Genomic DNA, 18,731 nt, shown 5'->3' with positions numbered 1-18,731 from the left:
TTAGACATGGTGGTTCGGGAGGGCCGATGAAGCGAAATCCAGAACTGACCGTGCGACCGCTGACGGGGCTACCTATGTTCGCTACCGGAATGTCGATTGCGCAAGCGATATGCGCGAGCCTCGCAGGCGAAGACGACCGGTTACGCGATGGCGATATCTTGGTGGTTGCGCAGAAGATCGTCTCCAAGGTTGAGGGCCGTACGCGCGATCTTGCGGCGTTCGTGGCTGCTGAGAAGGCGCATGAACTTGCCCACGCAACCGGCCGTGATCCTGAGATGATGCAGGCGATACTTGAGGAGAGCTCCCAGGTTCTGCGCCGCACTCCGGCGGCCGTGATCGCGGCGCATCGCACCGGGCACGTGCTGGCCAATGCCGGGATCGACGCATCGAACGTGGAAGGCGGAGAAGCTGGCCGGGTGCTGCTCTGGCCGCTCGATCCCGATGCGTCGGCGCGGGTGCTGCGGGGTGAACTTCAGAAAAAGTGTGAAGTGCGGATCGGCGTGGTGATCGCGGATTCGATGGGGCGGGCCTGGCGGATTGGCACGTTGGGCCATGCCATCGGCTGTGCGGGGCTGACCGTTCTGGAGGACCGCCGTGGCCGTGCGCAGGATCTTTACGGACGCACGCTTCAGGCCACCGTGATCGGGGTTGCAGACTCGGTGGCCGCCATGGCGGCATTGGCGATGGGTGAGGGTGCGGAAGGCACTCCGGCTGCGCTGGTGCGCGGCTGCGAGCGCTGGGTGACCGAAGAAGACGGACCGGGCGCGGTAAGCGGGCTTCGGCCTATCGAGCAGGACATGTTCCGGTGACCTGTAAGCACGTCCTTGCGCTTTCAGGCGGCGTTGGCGGGGCGAAGCTGGCTGCGGGGCTTGCTGCAGTCGTGGCACCGAAAGACCTCACGATCATCGTCAACACTGGCGATGATTTCGAGCATCTTGGCCTAACTATATGTCCTGACATGGATTCTGTGACTTATGCACTGGCCGGTCTCAACGACACCCAGCGCGGTTGGGGCGTCAAGGACGAGACGTGGCAGACCATGGCCATGCTCCGCGCGCTGGGTGAAGAAGGGTGGTTCAACCTTGGCGACCGCGACATGGCGATGCACATCGCGCGGTCATGGCGGCTGCGTGCAGGTGAGACGCTTTCCGAAGTGACGGCGCAGTTGACGCGTGAACTCGGCATCGCCCACGCGGTCGTTCCGATGAGCGACGATCCGGTGCGTACCCAGGTGCTGACCGAGGCAGGCTGGACCGATTTTCAGCGCTGGTTCGTGGGGGATCAATGCGTTGCAGCTGTTTCCGACGTGCGCTTCGAGGGTGTGCCGGGGGCAAAACCCTCGCCTGGATTTGCCGATGCGCTGGCACGGGAAGACCTCGCCGCCATCGTCGTCTGCCCATCCAACCCGTTCCTCAGCGTCGATCCGATCCTCGCCGTCGACGGCGTGCGGGCGGCCTTGGCGGCGCGGCGGGTGCCGCTGATCGCGGTTTCGCCGATTGTCGGCGGAACCTCGGTGAAAGGCCCGCTCGCCAAGATGCTGGCCGAGCGGGGGCAGGCAGTGAGCAATTCGGCTATCGCTCATCACTACAGCGATCTTCTCGACCACCTCTTGATCGACCATGCCGATGAGGCCGATGTCTCTGGCTTGCAGGCACGGGGCCTCGGGGTCACCGTGACGATGACAATGATGCGCGAAGCCGCCGACAGGGCAAGGCTCGCGAAGGAGGTGCTTGCCCTCGCAGGCATCTGAAGGGTGAGCAGATGCAGGATGATAGCCACACGCTGAAGGCATGGCTGCTGGCGGCTCCGCTGGAGGACGTCACCGCGCGGGCAAGGGCGCGGCGCGATGCCAATGGTCCGGCGCGGATGACCTATTCGCCCAAGGTCTTCATTCCGCTGACGCGCCTGTGCATGGACGTCTGCCACTACTGCACGTTCGCGACGACGCCCTCGCGGCTCGCAGCGCCTTACCTCACGCCTGAGGAAGTGCTGGACATAGCCCGCGCCGGGGCCGCTGCGGGTTGCCGGGAGGCGCTGTTCACGCTGGGTGATGCCCCGGAGCGTCGTTATACTGCCGCGCGCGACTGGCTGGCGGAGCGGGGCTTCGCGCGCACCGTGGACTATGTGCGCCACTGCGCCGAACTGGTGCTGAAGGAAACCGGCCTGCTGCCGCACATCAACGCCGGTGTGCTGGCGGAAGAGGACTACCGGATGCTGCGCCCGGTCGCGGCCTCGGTGGGGCTCATGCTGGAAAGCACGTCGGAGCGGCTGCTGGAAAAGGGCATGTGCCACCATGGCTCGCCGGACAAGGCTCCCGCGCTGCGGCTCGCCTCGCTGGCGGCCGCGGCCCGGGCGCGGGTGCCGATGACCAGCGGCGTGCTGATCGGCATCGGCGAGACGGCGGCAGAACGGATCGACGCGCTGATCGCCCTGCGGGATCTGCACCGCGAGCATGGGCTCTTGCAGGAAGTGATCGTCCAGAACTTCTGCCCCAAGCCGGGAACGAAGATGGCCCGCGCAGCGGAGGCGAGCGAGGCGGATTTCCTGCGCGTGGTCGCCGCCGCGCGCATCCTGCTGCCGGACGAAGTCTCGATACAGGCGCCGCCCAATCTGAATGACGAGCGGCTTGTCGAACTGATCGACGCGGGGATCGACGATTGGGGGGGGATTTCTCCGGTAACGCTCGATCATGTGAACCCGGAAGCGCCCTGGCCCGAAGTGGAGCGGCTGCGTGCGATCTGCGCGACCAAGGGCCTGCCGCTGGTCGAACGCCTGACGGTCTATCCGCGCTTCGTGATGAGCGAGGACCGTTCATGGCTCGATCCGGCGATCCGCCCGGCAGTGCTGCGCCATGCCGATGCCGAGGGGCTGGCGCGCGACAGCGTCTGGAGCCCCGGTCTGGCCGATCAGCATGCACCGGGCAGTGTCCGCGCTCCGCTGGGGCAGGTCCATACCGGCCCGGTCGCAGCCTCGCTCCATCGCATTCTTGATCGTGCGGCGAGCGGCGTGACGCTGAGCGAGGACGAGATCGCTGCCCTTTTCGCCACGCGCGGTGCGGCGGCGCGGGCGGTGGTGGCCGCGGCCGACGCGCTGCGCGCCGAAGTCAGCGGCGATACAGTGACGTACGTCGTTAATCGCAACATCAACTACACCAACATCTGCACGCACACCTGCTCGTTCTGCGCGTTCTCGAAGACCAGCAGCAAGGCGGGTTTCCGCGACAAGCCCTACAATCTCGACTTGTCCGAAGTCGCTGGCCGCGCGCGCGAAGCGGTGGAGCGCGGGGCGACCGAAGTCTGCCTGCAAGGGGGCATCCACCCGAGCTATACCGGCGAAACCTACCTTTCGATCTTGCGCGAAGTGAAAGCGGCGTGCCCGGACCTGCATGTCCACGCCTTCTCTCCGCTGGAAGTGAGCCAGGGCGCGCGAACGCTGGGCATGCCGGTGCGGGATTATCTGGCGATGCTCAAGGACGCGGGGCTGGGCTCGCTGCCCGGTACGGCGGCCGAGATCCTTTGCGACGATATTCGCGAGCAGATCTGCCCGGGCAAGCTGACCACGCAGGAATGGCTGGACGTGGTCGGCACCGCGCACGCTGTCGGCCTGCCGACGACCTCCACGGTAATGTTCGGGCATCTCGAAGGCATCGGGCACTGGGCGCGGCACTTGCTGGCGCTGCGCAATCTCCAGCTCGAAACCGGCGGCATCACCGAATTCGTGCCGCTGCCGCTCGTGCACATGGAAGCGCCGTTCTTCCGGCGCGGACAGTGCCGCAAGGGGCCGACCTGGCGCGAGGCGGTCATGATGCACGCAATCGCGCGTCTTGCGCTGAACGGGGCGATCAACTCGATCCAGTGCTCCTGGGTGAAGCTGGGCATGGACGGGGCCGCTGCGGTGCTGGCCGCCGGTGCCAACGATCTGGGCGGGGTCCTGATGGATGAAAGCATCAGCCGTGCGGCCGGAGCCGCGCATGGGCAAGGTGCCACCATCGAGGACCTGCGGGCGGCGGCGGCGGCGGTCGGACGGCCGCTGAAGCAGCGCACCACCCTCTATGGCGAGGTTCTGCTGGAGACGGTCTGACCGGAGCAAGGATCCCGGGCGCGGCGTGGAAGGGGGTATCCTGCAAACGGCAGGCATCAAGCCCTTGTCCGGCGCCGTCCCTACATGGCCTTGATGTGCTGCCACATGGCCTCGGGCATCCAGGTATATTCGATGTAGTGCCCGAAGACCTTGCGGGCATCGAGGTAGAGGAACTTCAGCCCGTTAGGATTGTCATCAGGCTCGCGCTCCATGGCGATGGGAAACTCCTGGCTGTCGACCCGCCTGCGGAAGTCCGCCCAGTCGCTCACGCCGAAGCAGACGTGGTGGAAGCGAAGCGCCCCGCCGTTGGACTGGCAACCGGCGTAGATGCCTACCTCGTCGATCTCGCTCTCGATCAGTTCGATCTGCAGTTCGCCGATCCAGATGAAGCAGATCCGACCCTTCTGGCGTTTCAGCCCCTGCGGCGTGAGCACGTGCTGGTCCACCGGGATGATCACCGGTTCCCGGACGAGCCCGCGTCCGCGCAGCAGGTCGATCCCGGCTTCAAGATTGTCGCAGACGTAGGCGTTCTGGTAATGGCGGCCTTCAAGCATGGGTCTCTCCTGAAGTCTTGCGCGGGCCCCCGGACCGGTCGCCCCGGCGAGGGCGACGGGCCTGGAAGGAGCTCGCCGTCTCAGCCCTCGCGGGCGACGTCGTAGCGCGAAAGATAGCGTTCGAAGAGCGGTTCGAGTTCGGCCTTGTCGATGCCGTACTGGGCCAGCTTGTATTCGTGCTTGCCGAACTTGTCCTGCGGGTTGTCGTCCACCCACTGCTGGATCCCGGCCTCGGCCTCGGCGGTCCATTCGTCGCCCAGTTGCCGGTAGACCTTCTTCATGGTGCCGATTGGGTCGGCCGTCATATCGGCGTAGTGGACGTCGATGATCTTGTCCTCGCCGTGCCTGTCGCGGAAATCCATGATCCGGTTGGCGTGCTCGGCGGCCTGCCAGGTGTAGTTTTCCTTGAGCCACGCGGTATCCGGCTTGCCCATGTGTGCCATGTGGCTGAGCGAGATGATCGAGCAGAGCGAACCGGTGGCGGTGAAGGGATCGCGGTGCGCCCAGAGCACGCGGGCGTCGGGATAGACCTTGAAGATCGTCTCCAGCCATAGCGCATGGCTGGGCTTCTTCACGTTCCACACGCCGCCGGCGTTCTGCTGGAGCACTTGCAGGAACTTCTTGTGGTACTCGTAGGCGCTGGTCATGTCGCAGGAGAAGATGAATTCCTTGTAGCCCGGCAGCTTACCCTTGGAATCGATCATCAGCGTCTTGAAGTCGTGCGCCATGAAGAACACGCACTCGTTCGGATAGACGGCGGAGCCGCGATAGTACTTGCCCATCGCCGGATTGGCCTCGAGCATCGCCTTTTCCTGCGCCAGACGGGCCTGCGCGCGCGGGTCGGTGGTCAGCAGCTCCTTCGAGGCGACTGGCGGGACCGGATCGTCGATTTCCCAGGTCAGCGGCGAGCGGCGCGCCGGGTCGGCGGCGAGCAGGTTCGAGAGCAACGTGGTGCCGGTGCGCGGCACGCCCATCACGAAGACCGGCTTTTCGACCGGGCGACTGAGCAATTCAGGGTTCTGGCGCAGGTAGTCGGAGATCTTCAGGCGGCCGCGCAGATAGTGCACGATGTCCGCCTTCGCGCGGGCTATGCCGCCCTCGGTATATTGACCGCGCGCGATGCCTGCGTTGAAATCGCCCACGAGAACGTCGAAGCCTTCGCGCCATGTGTCGTTGTCGAAGGTGTGGATGCCGGTCTCGTTCATCGCCTGCTCGACGAGTGCATCACCGACAAGTTTATCCATCGTGAGGTGTTCGGCCATTTCGTGATCCTCTTTCCCGTGTCTCGGCGCGGGCCGCTGCGGCGGCCTCATCGCCATGAGATAGCCAGCGGGAGAGCCGCCTTGGCAATGCGGCTGACATGACGGATCAGGACGTAATGTCGAATATGGGCCAAGACCCGCCGCCCCTCATGCTGCGGCGGAGGCCATCGAGGACAAGGCGCGCGCCTGCCGCTGGCGGAACGTGCTGGGGCTGGCGCCCACGGCGCGGCGAAACGCGAACGTGAAGCTGGAAGGGGAGGCAAAGCCCATGGCGAAGGCGACCGTCTTCACGCTTTCGCCTTCCATCAACAGGCGTTTGGCAGCTTCCATCCGGCGCTGTTCGATATAGTCGCCGATCGAGCAGGCGCGGCTGACGCGAAAGCCGCGGGTCAACTGCCGCACGGAGAGCCCGCACATCGCGGCCAGATCCTTGAGCGACGGGGAAGTGAGGTCGCTGGCCAGGCGTTCCTCGATCAGGCGCAGCCGCCAGCCGGAAAGGCCGCCGGTCGTCGGTCTTTCGGCAACTTCGAGGCCGTAGCGTCCAAGCTCGATGGCCAGTTCGCCGCCCAGCAGTTCCAGCATGCGCTGCGCGGCAAGGCCGGGATGGCGCACTTCGGCGGTGATACGGAACAGCAGTGCCCGCACATGCGCGCTGCCGATGTCGAGCGCTGCGGCGAGGTGCGCATCGTCCCACGGCAGGTCTCGGCCGAGCAGGTCGTGCACCAGCGCGGCGTCGATGGTGCAGACCAACGAGGCCTGTCGGCCGCTGCCGCCGCGAATGTAGAGCGCCTCTCCGGGGGGGATCGCAAAGATGTCGCCCAGACGTTCGAACCGGTGCGGGCCCCAGCGCTCGCGATAGCCGCCGCGCGAGTCCAGCGGGCGCGGGGTCAGGCACATGTTGACGTGATAGCCCGAGCCCAGGGCGTGGCGCGTGTCGGTCGGTTCGGGAATGTCGAAGCGCACGATCTGCGCGGTGATTCCGGCTGCGGAAAGTTCCGCGTCGACAATCATCGTTGGCGAATGGGCGAGTTGCGTTTCGGGCATGGCAGGCTCTCCGGGACGTGTCGGGCCGCTGGCCCGAATTCGTGTCCCTGATGCTTGGATAGGGCCCGAATTCTACGATTGCCACACTTGCGGGACAAGCTGCCCACGGGAAACATCGCGCCAACGAAAGTGCCGGCGGGAAAGTCGGTGGAGGGATCGAGGAGAGAATGATGGCCAAGGGCCTTTTTGATTGCACGGGCAAGGTGACGGTGGTGACCGGCGGCAACGGCGGCATCGGTTTCGGCTTTGCCATGGGCGTGGCCAAGATGGGCGGCGATCTCGCGATCTGGGCGCGCAACGCGGAAAAGAGCGCGAAGGCCAAGGCCGAACTGGAAGCGGCCGGCGCAGGCAAGGTGATCGCCTATCAGGTCGACGTTTCGGAAGAAGCCAACATCAAGGCCGGTTACGAGCAGGTGATGGTCGATTTCGGCCGGGTGGACTGCGTGTTCGCCAACTCCGGTGCAAGCCCGCGCTACAACTCGGCCTTCGAGATGCCGACCGAGCACTGGTACGAATTCCAGAAGACCGCGCTGGACGGCGCTTTCTTCACGCTGCGTGAAGGCGCGCGGTTGATGAAGGAGCGCGTGGAGGCGGGAGATCAAAGCGGCGGCAGCCTTGTCGCCTGTGGTTCGCTCTCGCTGTTCCAGGGCCTGCCGGGCAAGATGGAATATGCCGCATCGAAAGCGGCGGTGGCAGCGGCGATCCGCTGTCTGGCCATCGAGCTGGCGCCGCTGGGCATTCGCGCCAACGTCGTGGCGCCGGGCCTCGTCATCACGCCGATGATGGGCGAGGGAGCCCGCGCCGATGCCGTGGCCGCGCATTTCGCGCCGACGATCCCGATGAAGCGCACCGGCTATCCGGCCGACTTCGAGGGCATCGGCGCCTATCTTTGCTCGGACGCCAGTTCGTTCATGACCGGCGAGACGGTCACGATCGACGGCGGTTACATGGTTCGTCCTTAAGCGGGGCCAGGGGAGAGACGCGATGGAATTGCTCAAGATCCATGGGCAAGGCGACGTTCGCCTCGATGCCTACGAACGTCCGGCGGCCGGGCCGAAGGACGTGGTCGTCAGGATGAAGTCGGTCGGCATCTGCGGATCGGACCTGTCCTACATCAAGATGGGCGGCATTCCGCCGGGCGTGGAGACCGCGCTAGGCCATGAAGGCGCGGGCGAGGTGATGGAAGTCGGCGCCGAAGTCGCCGGGATCGCGGTGGGGGATGCCGTCATCGTCAATCCGATGATGACGCCCAGCAACATCGGTTCGGGCGGGCCGGAAGGCGCATTCACGCAGGAGTTGCTGGTGCGCGAGGCGCGCCTCGGCGATTCCATCCTGCCGATCCCCGAGGGCATTTCCTACGACGTCGCCGCCATGTGCGAGCCGCTGGCCGTCGCCATGCACGGCGTCAACCGCGCCGATGTGAAGCCGGGCGACAAGGTCGTGGTGTTCGGCTGCGGGCCGATCGGACTGGGCATGTTGCTCTGGCTGGTCGATCGCGGGGTGACCGATGTCGTCGCGCTGGACCTTTCCGAAGAGCGTCTGGAGCGCGCGCGGGCCCTTGGCGTGCAGGCCGCGCTCGATCCCACGAAGGTCGATCTGCGGGCGGAACTGGCCAGGTTGCACGGCGAAGTGCCAAGCTATGGCCGCGTGGGCGTGGGCACCGATGCCTTCATCGACGCGGCGGGCGCGCCAGGCATCCTGACCGACGTGATCATGATGGCCAAGCTGCATGCCCGGCTGGTCATCACCGCCGCCTACATGCGGCCCATCGAGTTCCCGGTCGGCCGCATGCTGACCAGCGAGATGACGATCACCACGGCGGTCGGCTATCCCACCGAAATGCCTGAAGTGGTCGCCGCCATGCCCCGCCTGAAGGACAAGATCGCGCCGATGATCAGTCACAAGCTGCCGTTCAGCGAGATCATGAAGGGCCTGGAAATTGCCGCGACGCCGCAGTCCGCCAAAGTCATGATCGGGATCGAGGAGGCTTGAGATGGCCGACAGGAAGGATGCCGGTCCGAAGCTGGCGGGGCTGGTCCGCTCGGGTGACGAGCAGGCCGAGGCTATCGCGGTCACCGATTTCGTGTTTCAGGCCAACGACATCTCGAACGCCTACCTGGTGACGACGTCCGAGGGCGACGTCATGATCAACACCGGCTTCATGGATAATGCAGAGCGCACCAAGCGCCTGCTGACCCCGCATCGCACCGGGCCGCTGGCCTTCATCATCCTGACGCAGAGCCATGCGGACCACTTCGGCGGCGTGCCGGAATTCCTGGAGCAGGGCACGCAAGTCGTTGGCGGGCCGGGCTTCAATGAAGCGCTTTCGGACATGATGGACCTCCAGCCTTTCTTCGGGCCCAGGAGCGGGAAGCTCTGGGGGGCGACGCTCAAGCGCGGCGGTTCGCCCAAGCCGGCCCCGCACGTGGTTCCCGATATCCTCGTCGACCGCCGCCTGACCATCGATCTTGGCGGGCGGACGTTCGAATTGATCTCCACGCCCGAGGGCGAGACCATCGACGCGCTGACGGTCTGGCTGCCCCAGGAGAAGATCGCCTTTACCGGTAACGTCTTCGGTCCGGTCTGGCTATCGATGCCGTTCCTCAACACCCTGCGCGGCGACAAGCCGCGTCTGGTGCGCAACTACCTGAAGTCGCTGGAGACGATCCGCGACCTTGGGGCCGAGATCGTCGTGACCGGCCACGGCGAGGTCATTCGCGGAGCCGAGCGCATCCGCGCCGATCTCGACAGGATGCACGCGGCGGTCAGCTACGTGCGCGAATACACGCTGGAAGGCATGAAGGCGGGCAAGGACGTGCACAGGCTGATGCGCGAATTTGCCTGGCCCGAGGGGCTGGAGATCGGCGAATTCCACGGCAAGGCAGCCTGGGCCGTCAAGTCGATCTGGCGCGAGTACGCGGGCTGGCTGCACTATGAGGACGGCACGACGGCGCTCTATGGTGTGCCGCGTTCCAGCGTGGATGGCGATCTGGTCGAACTGGCTGGCGGCGCGGCCAGGCTGGCCGAACGGGCGCAGGTGAAGCTGGATGCAGGCGCTCCGCTGGAGGCTGTGCACCTGACCGACATCGCCCTCAGTGCCGAGCCGGACAATGCGGCGGCGCTGACCGTGCGCAAGGCCGCCCATGAGGCGCTGCTGGCAGCTTCGGGCGGCAGGAACCTGTCCGAGACGATGTGGCTGCGTTCGGAAATCGCGGCGATGGAGGCCAAGCTGGGCGATTGATCTGCCAGCATCCGCCGTCCCCGCGAAGGTTTTGGGTTCGAGGGTACTTTTTTTTGGGGGGGCAGCGTTGGGAAAGCGCCTTACGCCATGACCGCGCTGCTCTGGTACACCAGCCGCACCAGTTCTGCCTGCCCCCGCACCCCCAGCTTGGCGTAGAGCCGCTTGGAATAGTTGCGCGCCGTTTCCAGCGTCAGGCCCATGCGCTCCGCCGCTTCGGCTATGGAGTGGCCGTCCGCCAGCGCCATAGCCAGTTCCGCCTCTCGCCGGGGAAGGTCGAAGACGGCGGCCAGTCGTTCGGCGCTCTGATCCGAATGCGGGCGGGGCAGGGTGCAGAGCGCCAGGATCGCCGGTGCGGCAAGGGCCTCCGCATTTTCGGCGGGCATCAGCAGCGCCTCGATATGCGGGGTGTCCCGCAGCAACAGCGGCCTTGCGGACAGCGTGCGGTCCTGCGCCATTTCTGCCGCGATGGCCGCCAGCTTGCGCTCGGCGGCGAGATCGAGGCCCAGCACGCGTTCGCCCGGGCGCAGCGCCGCGCCGCAGTGCGTTTGCCAGAATTCCGCCAGCGCGGGATCGGCCGCCACAACGCGCGCTTCGGCGTCCAGAAGCATCCAGCCCTTGCCAGTGCGCTCCAGCCCCACGGCGTTGATCCGTGCCGCCAGCCGGTCGCGGTCCATCACCACGAGGTTCTCGACCGCGATGGCGACGTAGGGTGCCAGACTGGAGAGCAGGGCGCTGTCGGCGGCGGTGCACTCGCGCGCACGGGCCATGAGCAGCCATGCGCTGTAGCGCTCGCCGCCGGCGATCCGCACCACGCGCTCGTCGCTGATGCCAAGCTTGGCCATGCGCCGGTTGCGATCCGCGCGCGCCACCGGATCGTGATCGATCATCTCCCCGATCGAATAGACCCGCCCCGGCCGCAGGCTGTCGTAAAGGTAGCGGTCAAGGTCGAACGGCCCCTGCTGTTCCGACTCGCGGGCGCGCTTGCGCAAGTCGATTCCGGCATGGCTTTCGACGATTGCGGCATGGGCGCCATCGCCCATGCGAAGGATCAGGCTTACGTAATCGGCCTGGGTGCGGCGACGCAATCTTTCCAGAAATGTCGAAAATCGTGGATTTTCGGCACTTCCCTGAAAGAGCGGGATGAGGAGATCGGTCTCGTCGTTGCTGGTAAGGGCCATGACCTCCCATATGGGAGGTTCGCGGAAATGTCATCCCTGCGATTCGGATCGGGACAGTTTGACACCCAGCCGAACGGGCGTGAGCCCAAGGGCAGAGGAAGGCCTGATGAAAACACTCACGCATCTGGAGCGTCTCGAAGCCGAGAGCATCCACATCATCCGCGAAGTCGTCGCCGAGGCTGAAAAGCCGGTGATGCTCTATTCGGTCGGCAAGGACAGCGCGGTGATGCTGCACCTTGCCCGCAAGGCGTTCTATCCCTCGCCGCCGCCGTTCCCGCTGCTCCATGTCGATACGACGTGGAAGTTCAAGGCGATGTACGAGCTGCGCGACAAGATGGCGCGTGAGAGCGGCATGGAGCTGCTGGTCTACCAGAACCCCGAGGCGGTCGAGAAGGGCATCAACCCGTTCGACCACGGCGCGCTCCACACCGACATGTGGAAGACCGAGGGCCTGAAGCAGGCGCTGGACAAGTACGGCTTCGACGCGGCCTTCGGCGGCGCCCGCCGCGACGAGGAGAAGAGCCGCGCCAAGGAGCGCATCTTCTCGTTCCGCACCTCCTCGCACGGCTGGGACCCGAAGAACCAGCGCCCGGAACTGTGGAACCTCTACAATGCCAGGAAGGCGCGCGGGGAATCGATCCGCGTCTTCCCGATCTCCAACTGGACCGAGCTGGACATCTGGCAGTACATCCACCTCAACGACATCCCCATCGTGCCGCTCTACTTTGCCGAGAAGCGCCCCACCGTGGAGCGTGACGGCATGCTGCTGATGGTGGACGACGAGCGCTTCCCGCTAAAGGAAGGCGAGGTTCCGGTCGAACGCTCGATCCGGTTCCGCACGCTCGGCTGCTACCCGCTGACCGGCGCGGTGGAGAGCGAGGCGAAGACGCTTCCCGACGTGATCCAGGAGACCCTGCTCACCACCACATCCGAGCGGCAGGGCCGCGCCATCGACAAGGACGCCGGCGGTGCCGGCATGGAAGTCAAGAAGCAGCAGGGGTACTTCTGATGGGACAGAGCGACACTGAAACGGTGCAGAACGCCACCAAGGAAGCTGTCTATGTCACCGACAAGCTGATTGCCGAGGACATCGACGCCTATCTCGTGCAGCACGAGCACAAGACGATGCTCCGCTTCATCACCTGCGGCAGCGTCGATGATGGCAAGTCCACCCTGATCGGGCGCCTGCTCTACGATTCGAAGATGATCTTCGAGGACCAGCTGGACGCGCTGCAGTCGGATTCCCGTAAGGTCGGCACGCAGGGGCAGGAGATCGACTTCGCGCTGCTGGTCGACGGTCTTGCCGCCGAGCGCGAGCAGGGCATCACCATCGACGTGGCCTATCGCTTCTTCAACACCGAGAAGCGCAAGTTCATCGTCGCCGACTGCCCGGGCCACGAACAGTACACCCGCAACATGGTCACCGGCGCTTCCACCGCCGACCTTGCGGTGATCCTGATCGATGCGCGCAAGGGCGTGCTGGTGCAGACGCGCCGCCACTCGTACTTGTGCCACCTGATCGGCATCAAGAACATCGTCCTGGCCGTGAACAAGATGGACCTGGTGGACTACAGCCAGGAGGTCTTCGACAAGATCCTGGCGGACTATACCGAGTTCGCGCAGTCGATCGGCATCGAAAGCTTCACCGCGCTGCCGATTTCGGGCTTCAAGGGCGACAACATCACCACGCTCTCGGACAAGACCCCGTGGTACAAGGCGCCGCAGTACGCCGGTATCCCGCTGGTCGAGCATCTGGAAACGGTGGAGGTTCTCTCCTCGGTCGATGCCGACAAGCCGCTGCGCCTGCCGGTGCAGTGGGTGAACCGTCCGAACCTCGATTTCCGCGGGTTCTCGGGCCTGATCGCCACCGGTTCGGTGAAGGCGGGCGACAAGATCCGCGTCCTGCCCTCGGGCAAGACCAGCACGATCACGCGCGTCGTCACCTTCGACGGCGATCTGGAAGAAGCGGTTGCCGGCCAGTCGGTCACCGTGTGCTTCGCGGACGAGATCGACTGCTCGCGCGGGTCGGTGATCTCGGTTGCCGACAATCCGCCGCAGACCGCCGACCAGTTCGAGGCGACGTTCGTGTGGATGGCGGACGAGGCCATGGTGCCCGGCCGCGCCTACTGGCTGAAGATCGGCACCCAGATGGTGTCGGCGACGGTCCAGGAGCCGAAGTACGAAGTCAACGTCAACACGATGGAGAAGCTGGCGGCCAAGACGCTGGAGCTCAACGCCATCGGCGTGGCGGAACTGACCACCGACAAGCAGATCGTCTTCGAACCTTATGCCGACAACCGCACGCTCGGCGGCTTCATCCTGATCGACAAGATGACCAACGCCACGGTGGCGGCGGGCATGATCCACTTCTCGCTGCGCCGTTCGCAGAACGTGCATTGGCAGGCCGTGGACATCGATCGCAAGCAGCACGCAGGCCTCAAGAACCAGCGCCCGGCGGTGCTGTGGTTCACCGGTCTTTCGGGCTCCGGCAAGTCGACCATCGCCAACCTCGTCGAGAAGAAGCTGCACCGGATGAACCGGCACACCTTCCTGCTCGACGGTGACAACGTGCGCCACGGCCTCAACAAGGACCTGGGCTTCACCGAGGCCGACCGTATCGAGAACATCCGTCGCGTCGGCGAAGTCTCGAAGCTGATGACCGACGCGGGCCTGATCGTCATCACCGCCTTCATCTCGCCGTTCCAGGCAGACCGCGAGATGGTGCGCTCGATGCTGCCGGAAGGCGAGTTCTTCGAAGTGTTCATCGACACGCCGCTGAAGGTGGCCGAGGCGCGCGACGTCAAGGGCCTCTACAAGAAGGCGCGTTCGGGTGAACTGAAGAACTTCACCGGTATCGACAGCCCTTACGAAGCGCCGCGCAACCCGGAAATCCGCATCGACACCACGGCGATCTCGCCCGAGGAGGCGGCGAACCTCATCGTCGACACGCTGCTGGGAGACGCCTGATGAGCCTCACCGACGGCGATCTCGCCGCGCATCTGGCCGAAGTGGCGGGCAAGATCCTGCTCGACGTGCGGGGTTCCGGCCTGTTCTCGGGCAAGTCGCTGGGCAAGGCGGGGGATCAGACCGCCAACCAGTTCCTCTGCCACGCCCTTCGCGAGCAGCGCCCCGAGGACGGGCTGCTCTCCGAAGAGGAAAAGGACAATGCCGAGCGTCTGGCCAAGGCGCGGGTGTGGATCGTCGATCCGGTCGACGGCACCCGCGAATATGGCGAGGAACGGGCCGACTGGGCGGTCCATGTCGGCATGGCGGTGGACGGCGCGCCGGTGCTGGGGGCGGTCGCGCTCCCCGGCGCGGGTGTGGTCCTGCGCTCCGACCAGCCGGGCGAAGTGCCGCCCGCGCCTGAGCGGCTGCGCATGGTGGTCAGCCGCACGCGTCCGGCCAAGGAAGCGACCGGCGTGGCCGAAGAGATCGGGGCGGAACTCGTCCCGATGGGATCGGCCGGGGCCAAGGCCATGGCGATCCTGCGCGGAGAGGCGGACATCTACCTCCACTCCGGCGGCCAGTACGAGTGGGACAGCTGCGCCCCCGCGGCGGTCGCGCTCGGCTGGGGCCTCCACGTCTCGCGCATCGACGGCAGTCCGCTGGTCTACAATCGGGAGGACGTCTATATGCCGGACTTGCTGATCTGCCGGAAGGAGCATGCCGAACTGGTGCTCGACAAGGTGAAAGCCTTCCTCTGAAGTCAAGCTGATCAACATTGTCGATTAGTAAGCCTGCCGCTATGCTCGCCCTTTGATAACGGGAGGGGCGGGCATGGAGGCGAAAACACGGCGCAGGACGCGCGATCCGGTCGCGACGCGCGCCGTCATTCTGGATGCGGCGGCGAACCTCCTCGCCAAGGACGGGCCCGAGGGCGTCAGCCTCTCCGCCGTCGCCCATCTCGCCGCGGTCAATCGCGGGACCGCCTACCAGCATTTCGAAACGCGCGAGAAGCTGATCGAGGCGACCATCCAGTGGGTGTCCGACAAGCTGTTCCACGCCGTGTTCGGCGATCCCGAAACTGTCGGAGAGCGCCAGGTCGAGGAAGTGGACGTCGTGTCGCTGACCGAGCGGCTGGCCGATTTCGCGATGGAAAATCCCGACATCTGCCGTGTCTGGCTCCAGCAGGTGCTGGCCTCGCCGGATCCGTCGCAGGATCCGTTCTGGCGCGAGTATTGCGGCTCGCTCGGCCGCTTCGCAGGCACCGATCTGGCCGAACCCGGCATCGATTTCGAAGTCTATTCGGTGATGAACCTTGCGGGCGTGTTCTTCTGGCCGATCCTTGCCCGCGCCCATGCTGCCGACGAGGCCGAGCGGCGGGAATTGTCGCGCCGCTATTCGCGCGAGATCCTGCGGCTTTCGATGTACGGCACCATGCGCGCCAAGGCGTTCCCGAAAGTGGCGGACCTGCTGGCCGCGCACGGGGTCTCGCCCGGCGGTTGACCGCTGGGCCGATACCCTGTCCGTGATGGCGCTTCGCCTAGGCGATGGCATGGGGCGGCGGCATTGACGGGGCCATGCATATTCCCTTTCAGCTAGGGCCTGCATCGCCGGGCTCCAAAGCGGCCCTTGAGGGAGTATGCCATGTTTTCCGCTATCGTGATCGACAAGACCGACGAGGGCCAGACGGTCACTCTCCAGCAGCTCGACGAAAGCGCGCTGCCCGAAGGCGATGTCGCCATCGACGTCGCCTTCTCGACGCTCAATTTCAAGGACGGCCTTGCCGTCACCGGCGCCTCGCCGGTCGTGCGCAAGTTCCCGATGGTGCCGGGGATCGACCTTGTTGGCACCGTCACGCAAAGCAGCCATGCCGACTGGAAGGCGGGCGATACCGTCGTGCTCAACGGCTGGGGCGTGGGCGAGGGGCACTGGGGCGGGTTGTCGCAGAAGGCCAGGCTGAAGGGTGACTGGCTGGTGCCGCTGCCTGCGGCCTTCACGCCGAAGCAGGCCATGGCGATCGGCACTGCCGGTTACACCGCCGCGCTCTGCGTCGATGCGCTGGTGGACTGGGGCGTGACCCCGGATCAGGGCGAAATCCTCGTCACCGGCGCCACCGGCGGCGTCGGCTCGGTTGCCATCGCGATCCTCAAGAAGCTGGGCTACTCGGTCGCCGCGCTCACCGGCAAGCCGGGCGAGGCGGACTACCTGAAGGCGCTGGGTGCGGAAACGATCATCGACCGCGCCGAACTCGCCGAAAAGGGCAAGCCGCTCCAGAAGGAGCGCTGGGCGGGCGTGGTCGACACGGCGGGCAGCCACACTCTGGCCAATGCCATTGCGCAGACCAGGTACGGCGGCGCGGTTGCCGCCTGCGGACTGGCGCAGGGCTTCGATCTGCCCTCGACCGTCATGCCCTTCATCCTGCGCGGCGTTTCGCTGCTCGGCATCGACAGCGTCATGGCCCCCAAGGCCAAGCGCCTGAAGGCCTGGGACCGTCTGGCGAAGGATCTCGACCCGGCGGCGCTGGACACCATCGGCCAGACCATCGGCCTGGGAGACGCCATCGAGGCTGCGCGCAAGTTCATGTCCGGAGAGGTCACCGGCCGTTACATCGTTGACGTGAACGCCTGATGCAGCCGGCGCGGCGGGCGGTTTGAGGGGGGCGCCCGCCGCGCCAGAGCATCGTTGGGAGAAAGGGCGCACGGCCCTGCAAGGATGGCGAGGAAGGCATGGTCGAAGTCACGCAGGGTCTGTCCATTGCGCGCGGAATTCCGCTGGCGGAAGAGCAGGGCATCGGCCCGCTGACGCTGGGCGGGTTCCTCCGCGAGGTCACGCAGCGCCACGGTCCGGCGGAGGCTGCGGTGATCCATCTCGATGGCCGGGTGGAGCGCTGGACCTACGACGACCTCTGGGCGCGCTCGATGGAAGTCGCCCGCGCGCTCGTCGCCTGCGGGGTCGGCAAGGGCACCCGTGTCGGGGTGCTGGCGACCAACCGGCTGGAATTCCTCTCCAGCGTGTTCGGCACCGCGCTGGCGGGCGGCGTGGCGATGACGGTGAGTACCTTCTCCACCCCTGCGGAACTGGAAACCGTGCTGCAGATGGGCGGCTGTTCGGTGCTGCTGCTTGAACGGCAGGTGCTCAAGAAGGACTTCGCGCAGACCCTCGTCGATCTCGAACCGCAGATCGGCTCGGCCAGGCCCGGCGAAGTCGCCTCCACCACGTTCCCGTTCCTGCGCCACCTCGCCGTGATCGACAGCGATGAAGGCCTCGGCGCGATCGAGGGCTGGCAAACGTTCCTCGCGCGCGGCGAGAGCGTCGATCCGGCACTGGTCGAAGCGGCGGCCGCCACGGTCCAGCCGAGCGATCCCGGCGTGCTGTTCTTTTCCTCGGGTTCCACCGGCAAGGCCAAGGGCATCCTTTCGGCCCATCGCGGCGTCTGCCTGCAACTCTGGCGCTGGCCGCAGTGGTACGCGGTTCAGGAGCCGCCGCGCACCTGGTCGGCCAACGGTTTCTTCTGGTCGGGCAACTTCGCGATGGCGCTGGGCGGCACGCTCGGTTCGGGCGGTTCGCTGGTGCTCCAGCGCTGGTTCGATGCCGGGGAGGCGCTGGCGCTGATGGAGGCGGAGCGGGCGACGATGATCCTCGCCTGGCCGCACCAGTGGGCCCAGCTGATGGCCGCGCCCAATTACGAGACCGTCGACCTGTCGTCGATGGTCCATCTCGATGCGCTGACGCCTTGCGCCCAGCATCCCACGATTTCGACGACCTGGCGCGAACCGGCGCAGGCCTTCGGCAATACCGAGACCTTCACGCTGATCTCCGTCTTCCCGGCGGGCACCAGCGAGGAGGTGGCGGGCAAGTCGCACGGGCTGCCCACTGCCGGCGCCACGATCAAGATCGTCGATCCCATGACCGGCGCAACGATGCCGCTGGGCGAACGCGGCGAGATCGCCGTCAAGGGGCCGACGCTGATGCTCGGCTATCTCGGCGTGCCGCTCGACGAGACACTCGACGAGGATGGCTTCCTGCGCACGGCGGATGGCGGTTATCTCGACGCAGCCGGTCGCCTGTTCTGGGAAGGGCGCCTCAACGACATCATCAAGACCGGCGGCGCCAACGTCTCTCCGCTGGAGATCGACGATGTGATCCGTGCCCATCCCGAAGTGAAGATGGTGCAGACCGTGGGCGTGCCGGACGATCTGCTGGGCGAACTGGTGGTCTCCTGCATCGTCCCGGTCGAGGGCGCGCGCCCCGATGCCGGATCGATCCGCGATTTCGCCAGGGAAAAGCTCGCCAGCTACAAAGTGCCGCGCAAGGTGCTGTTCGTGGCCGAGGGCGACCTCAAGACCACCGGCAGTGCCAAGATCAAGACCGCGGACCTGCGCAAGCTGGCCGCCGAGCGGCTGGAAGCGGAAACCACGCCGGGTTGAGG

At 65.9% G+C, this 18,731-nt stretch carries 16 protein-coding genes; 12 read left to right on the top strand and 4 right to left on the bottom strand.

All coding sequences use genetic code 11. The features are described from left to right. Window positions 1–26 precede the first annotated feature (26 nt). From cofE to cofH, 3 genes are read left to right on the top strand one after another with little or no spacing between them, the layout of a single operon-like run. The gene (gene cofE / locus OKA11_RS03615; RefSeq protein ID WP_267218854.1) at window positions 27–809 is read left to right on the top strand and encodes a coenzyme F420-0:L-glutamate ligase; all 783 of its coding nucleotides are present in this window, start codon (window positions 27–29) and stop codon (window positions 807–809) included. After that, complete coding sequence (cofD, locus tag OKA11_RS03610; protein ID WP_267218853.1) at window positions 806–1,750, top strand: 2-phospho-L-lactate transferase; 945 nt, start codon at window positions 806–808, stop codon at window positions 1,748–1,750. The genes cofE and cofD overlap by 4 nt, the downstream gene beginning before the upstream one ends. Window positions 1,751–1,761: 11 nt before the next feature. Continuing rightward, window positions 1,762–4,080, top strand: coding sequence for a 5-amino-6-(D-ribitylamino)uracil--L-tyrosine 4-hydroxyphenyl transferase CofH (gene cofH / locus OKA11_RS03605; protein ID WP_267218852.1), 2,319 nt, complete (start codon window positions 1,762–1,764; stop codon window positions 4,078–4,080). Between the two features lie 80 nt (window positions 4,081–4,160). On the opposite strand, the gene OKA11_RS03600 is transcribed toward cofH, so the two are convergent. The 3 genes from OKA11_RS03600 to OKA11_RS03590 form a co-directional block, all read right to left on the bottom strand. Further along, the gene (locus OKA11_RS03600) at window positions 4,161–4,634 is read right to left on the bottom strand and encodes a VOC family protein (RefSeq protein ID WP_267218851.1); all 474 of its coding nucleotides are present in this window, start codon (window positions 4,632–4,634) and stop codon (window positions 4,161–4,163) included. Window positions 4,635–4,714: 80 nt separating this feature from the next. Beyond that, complete coding sequence (locus OKA11_RS03595; RefSeq protein WP_267218850.1) at window positions 4,715–5,896, bottom strand: sulfotransferase family protein; 1,182 nt, start codon at window positions 5,894–5,896, stop codon at window positions 4,715–4,717. 147 nt (window positions 5,897–6,043) lie between these two features. Next, window positions 6,044–6,940, bottom strand: a complete 897-nt coding sequence (locus OKA11_RS03590; protein ID WP_267218849.1) for a helix-turn-helix transcriptional regulator — start codon at window positions 6,938–6,940, stop codon at window positions 6,044–6,046. A gap of 170 nt (window positions 6,941–7,110) precedes the next feature. On the opposite strand from OKA11_RS03590, the gene OKA11_RS03585 reads away from it, so the two are divergent. Genes OKA11_RS03585 through OKA11_RS03575 form a run of 3 tightly spaced genes read left to right on the top strand, consistent with a single transcriptional unit; the run spans window position 7,111 to window position 10,181 of the window. Beyond that, entirely contained in the window at window positions 7,111–7,902 is a 792-nt protein-coding gene (locus OKA11_RS03585) for an SDR family NAD(P)-dependent oxidoreductase (RefSeq protein ID WP_267218848.1), read from the top strand. A gap of 22 nt (window positions 7,903–7,924) precedes the next feature. Beyond that, window positions 7,925–8,932, top strand: a complete 1,008-nt coding sequence (locus OKA11_RS03580; protein WP_267218847.1) for a zinc-dependent alcohol dehydrogenase — start codon at window positions 7,925–7,927, stop codon at window positions 8,930–8,932. Window position 8,933: 1 nt separating this feature from the next. Beyond that, window positions 8,934–10,181: an MBL fold metallo-hydrolase gene (locus tag OKA11_RS03575; protein ID WP_267218846.1), complete on the top strand. Its 1,248-nt coding sequence runs from the start codon at window positions 8,934–8,936 to the stop codon at window positions 10,179–10,181. Between the two features lie 80 nt (window positions 10,182–10,261). On the opposite strand, the gene OKA11_RS03570 is transcribed toward OKA11_RS03575, so the two are convergent. Then, complete coding sequence (locus tag OKA11_RS03570) at window positions 10,262–11,266, bottom strand: helix-turn-helix transcriptional regulator (RefSeq protein WP_267218844.1); 1,005 nt, start codon at window positions 11,264–11,266, stop codon at window positions 10,262–10,264. Between the two features lie 196 nt (window positions 11,267–11,462). On the opposite strand from OKA11_RS03570, the gene cysD reads away from it, so the two are divergent. From cysD to OKA11_RS03540, 6 genes are all read left to right on the top strand, one after another. Next, window positions 11,463–12,368, top strand: a complete 906-nt coding sequence (gene cysD, locus OKA11_RS03565; RefSeq protein WP_267219003.1) for a sulfate adenylyltransferase subunit CysD — start codon at window positions 11,463–11,465, stop codon at window positions 12,366–12,368. After that, window positions 12,368–14,326, top strand: a complete 1,959-nt coding sequence (cysN, locus tag OKA11_RS03560; RefSeq protein WP_267218843.1) for a sulfate adenylyltransferase subunit CysN — start codon at window positions 12,368–12,370, stop codon at window positions 14,324–14,326. The genes cysD and cysN overlap by 1 nt, the downstream gene beginning before the upstream one ends. Then, window positions 14,326–15,063, top strand: a complete 738-nt coding sequence (locus OKA11_RS03555) for a 3'(2'),5'-bisphosphate nucleotidase CysQ (protein ID WP_267218842.1) — start codon at window positions 14,326–14,328, stop codon at window positions 15,061–15,063. The genes cysN and OKA11_RS03555 overlap by 1 nt, the downstream gene beginning before the upstream one ends. A gap of 73 nt (window positions 15,064–15,136) precedes the next feature. After that, window positions 15,137–15,805, top strand: a complete 669-nt coding sequence (locus OKA11_RS03550) for a TetR/AcrR family transcriptional regulator (protein WP_267218841.1) — start codon at window positions 15,137–15,139, stop codon at window positions 15,803–15,805. 141 nt (window positions 15,806–15,946) lie between these two features. After that, window positions 15,947–16,930: an acrylyl-CoA reductase (NADPH) gene (gene acuI, locus OKA11_RS03545; protein WP_267218840.1), complete on the top strand. Its 984-nt coding sequence runs from the start codon at window positions 15,947–15,949 to the stop codon at window positions 16,928–16,930. Window positions 16,931–17,028: 98 nt separating this feature from the next. Then, complete coding sequence (locus OKA11_RS03540; protein ID WP_267218839.1) at window positions 17,029–18,729, top strand: class I adenylate-forming enzyme family protein; 1,701 nt, start codon at window positions 17,029–17,031, stop codon at window positions 18,727–18,729. Window positions 18,730–18,731 lie beyond the last annotated feature (2 nt).

It is taken from the genome of Novosphingobium clariflavum (assembly GCF_026420865.1).
Lineage (GTDB): Bacteria > Pseudomonadota > Alphaproteobacteria > Sphingomonadales > Sphingomonadaceae > Novosphingobium > Novosphingobium clariflavum.
The sequence above is the reverse complement of the archived record's forward strand: the minus strand, read 5'-3'. Positions and strand labels throughout refer to the sequence as shown.

Bases quoted from the DNA above. Each gene is read 5' to 3' on its own strand.
- cofE (WP_267218854.1), top strand. From the start codon at position 27: ATGAAGCGAAATCCAGAACTGACCGTGCGACCGCTGACGGGGCTACCT.
- cofH (WP_267218852.1), top strand. From the start codon at position 1,762: ATGCAGGATGATAGCCACACGCTGAAGGCATGGCTGCTGGCGGCTCCG.
- OKA11_RS03600 (WP_267218851.1), bottom strand. From the start codon at position 4,634: ATGCTTGAAGGCCGCCATTACCAGAACGCCTACGTCTGCGACAATCTT.
- OKA11_RS03595 (WP_267218850.1), bottom strand. From the start codon at position 5,896: ATGGCCGAACACCTCACGATGGATAAACTTGTCGGTGATGCACTCGTC.
- OKA11_RS03590 (WP_267218849.1), bottom strand. From the start codon at position 6,940: ATGCCCGAAACGCAACTCGCCCATTCGCCAACGATGATTGTCGACGCG.
- OKA11_RS03585 (WP_267218848.1), top strand. From the start codon at position 7,111: ATGGCCAAGGGCCTTTTTGATTGCACGGGCAAGGTGACGGTGGTGACC.
- OKA11_RS03580 (WP_267218847.1), top strand. From the start codon at position 7,925: ATGGAATTGCTCAAGATCCATGGGCAAGGCGACGTTCGCCTCGATGCC.
- OKA11_RS03575 (WP_267218846.1), top strand. From the start codon at position 8,934: ATGGCCGACAGGAAGGATGCCGGTCCGAAGCTGGCGGGGCTGGTCCGC.
- cysN (WP_267218843.1), top strand. From the start codon at position 12,368: ATGGGACAGAGCGACACTGAAACGGTGCAGAACGCCACCAAGGAAGCT.
- OKA11_RS03555 (WP_267218842.1), top strand. From the start codon at position 14,326: ATGAGCCTCACCGACGGCGATCTCGCCGCGCATCTGGCCGAAGTGGCG.
- OKA11_RS03550 (WP_267218841.1), top strand. From the start codon at position 15,137: ATGGAGGCGAAAACACGGCGCAGGACGCGCGATCCGGTCGCGACGCGC.
- acuI (WP_267218840.1), top strand. From the start codon at position 15,947: ATGTTTTCCGCTATCGTGATCGACAAGACCGACGAGGGCCAGACGGTC.
- OKA11_RS03540 (WP_267218839.1), top strand. From the start codon at position 17,029: ATGGTCGAAGTCACGCAGGGTCTGTCCATTGCGCGCGGAATTCCGCTG.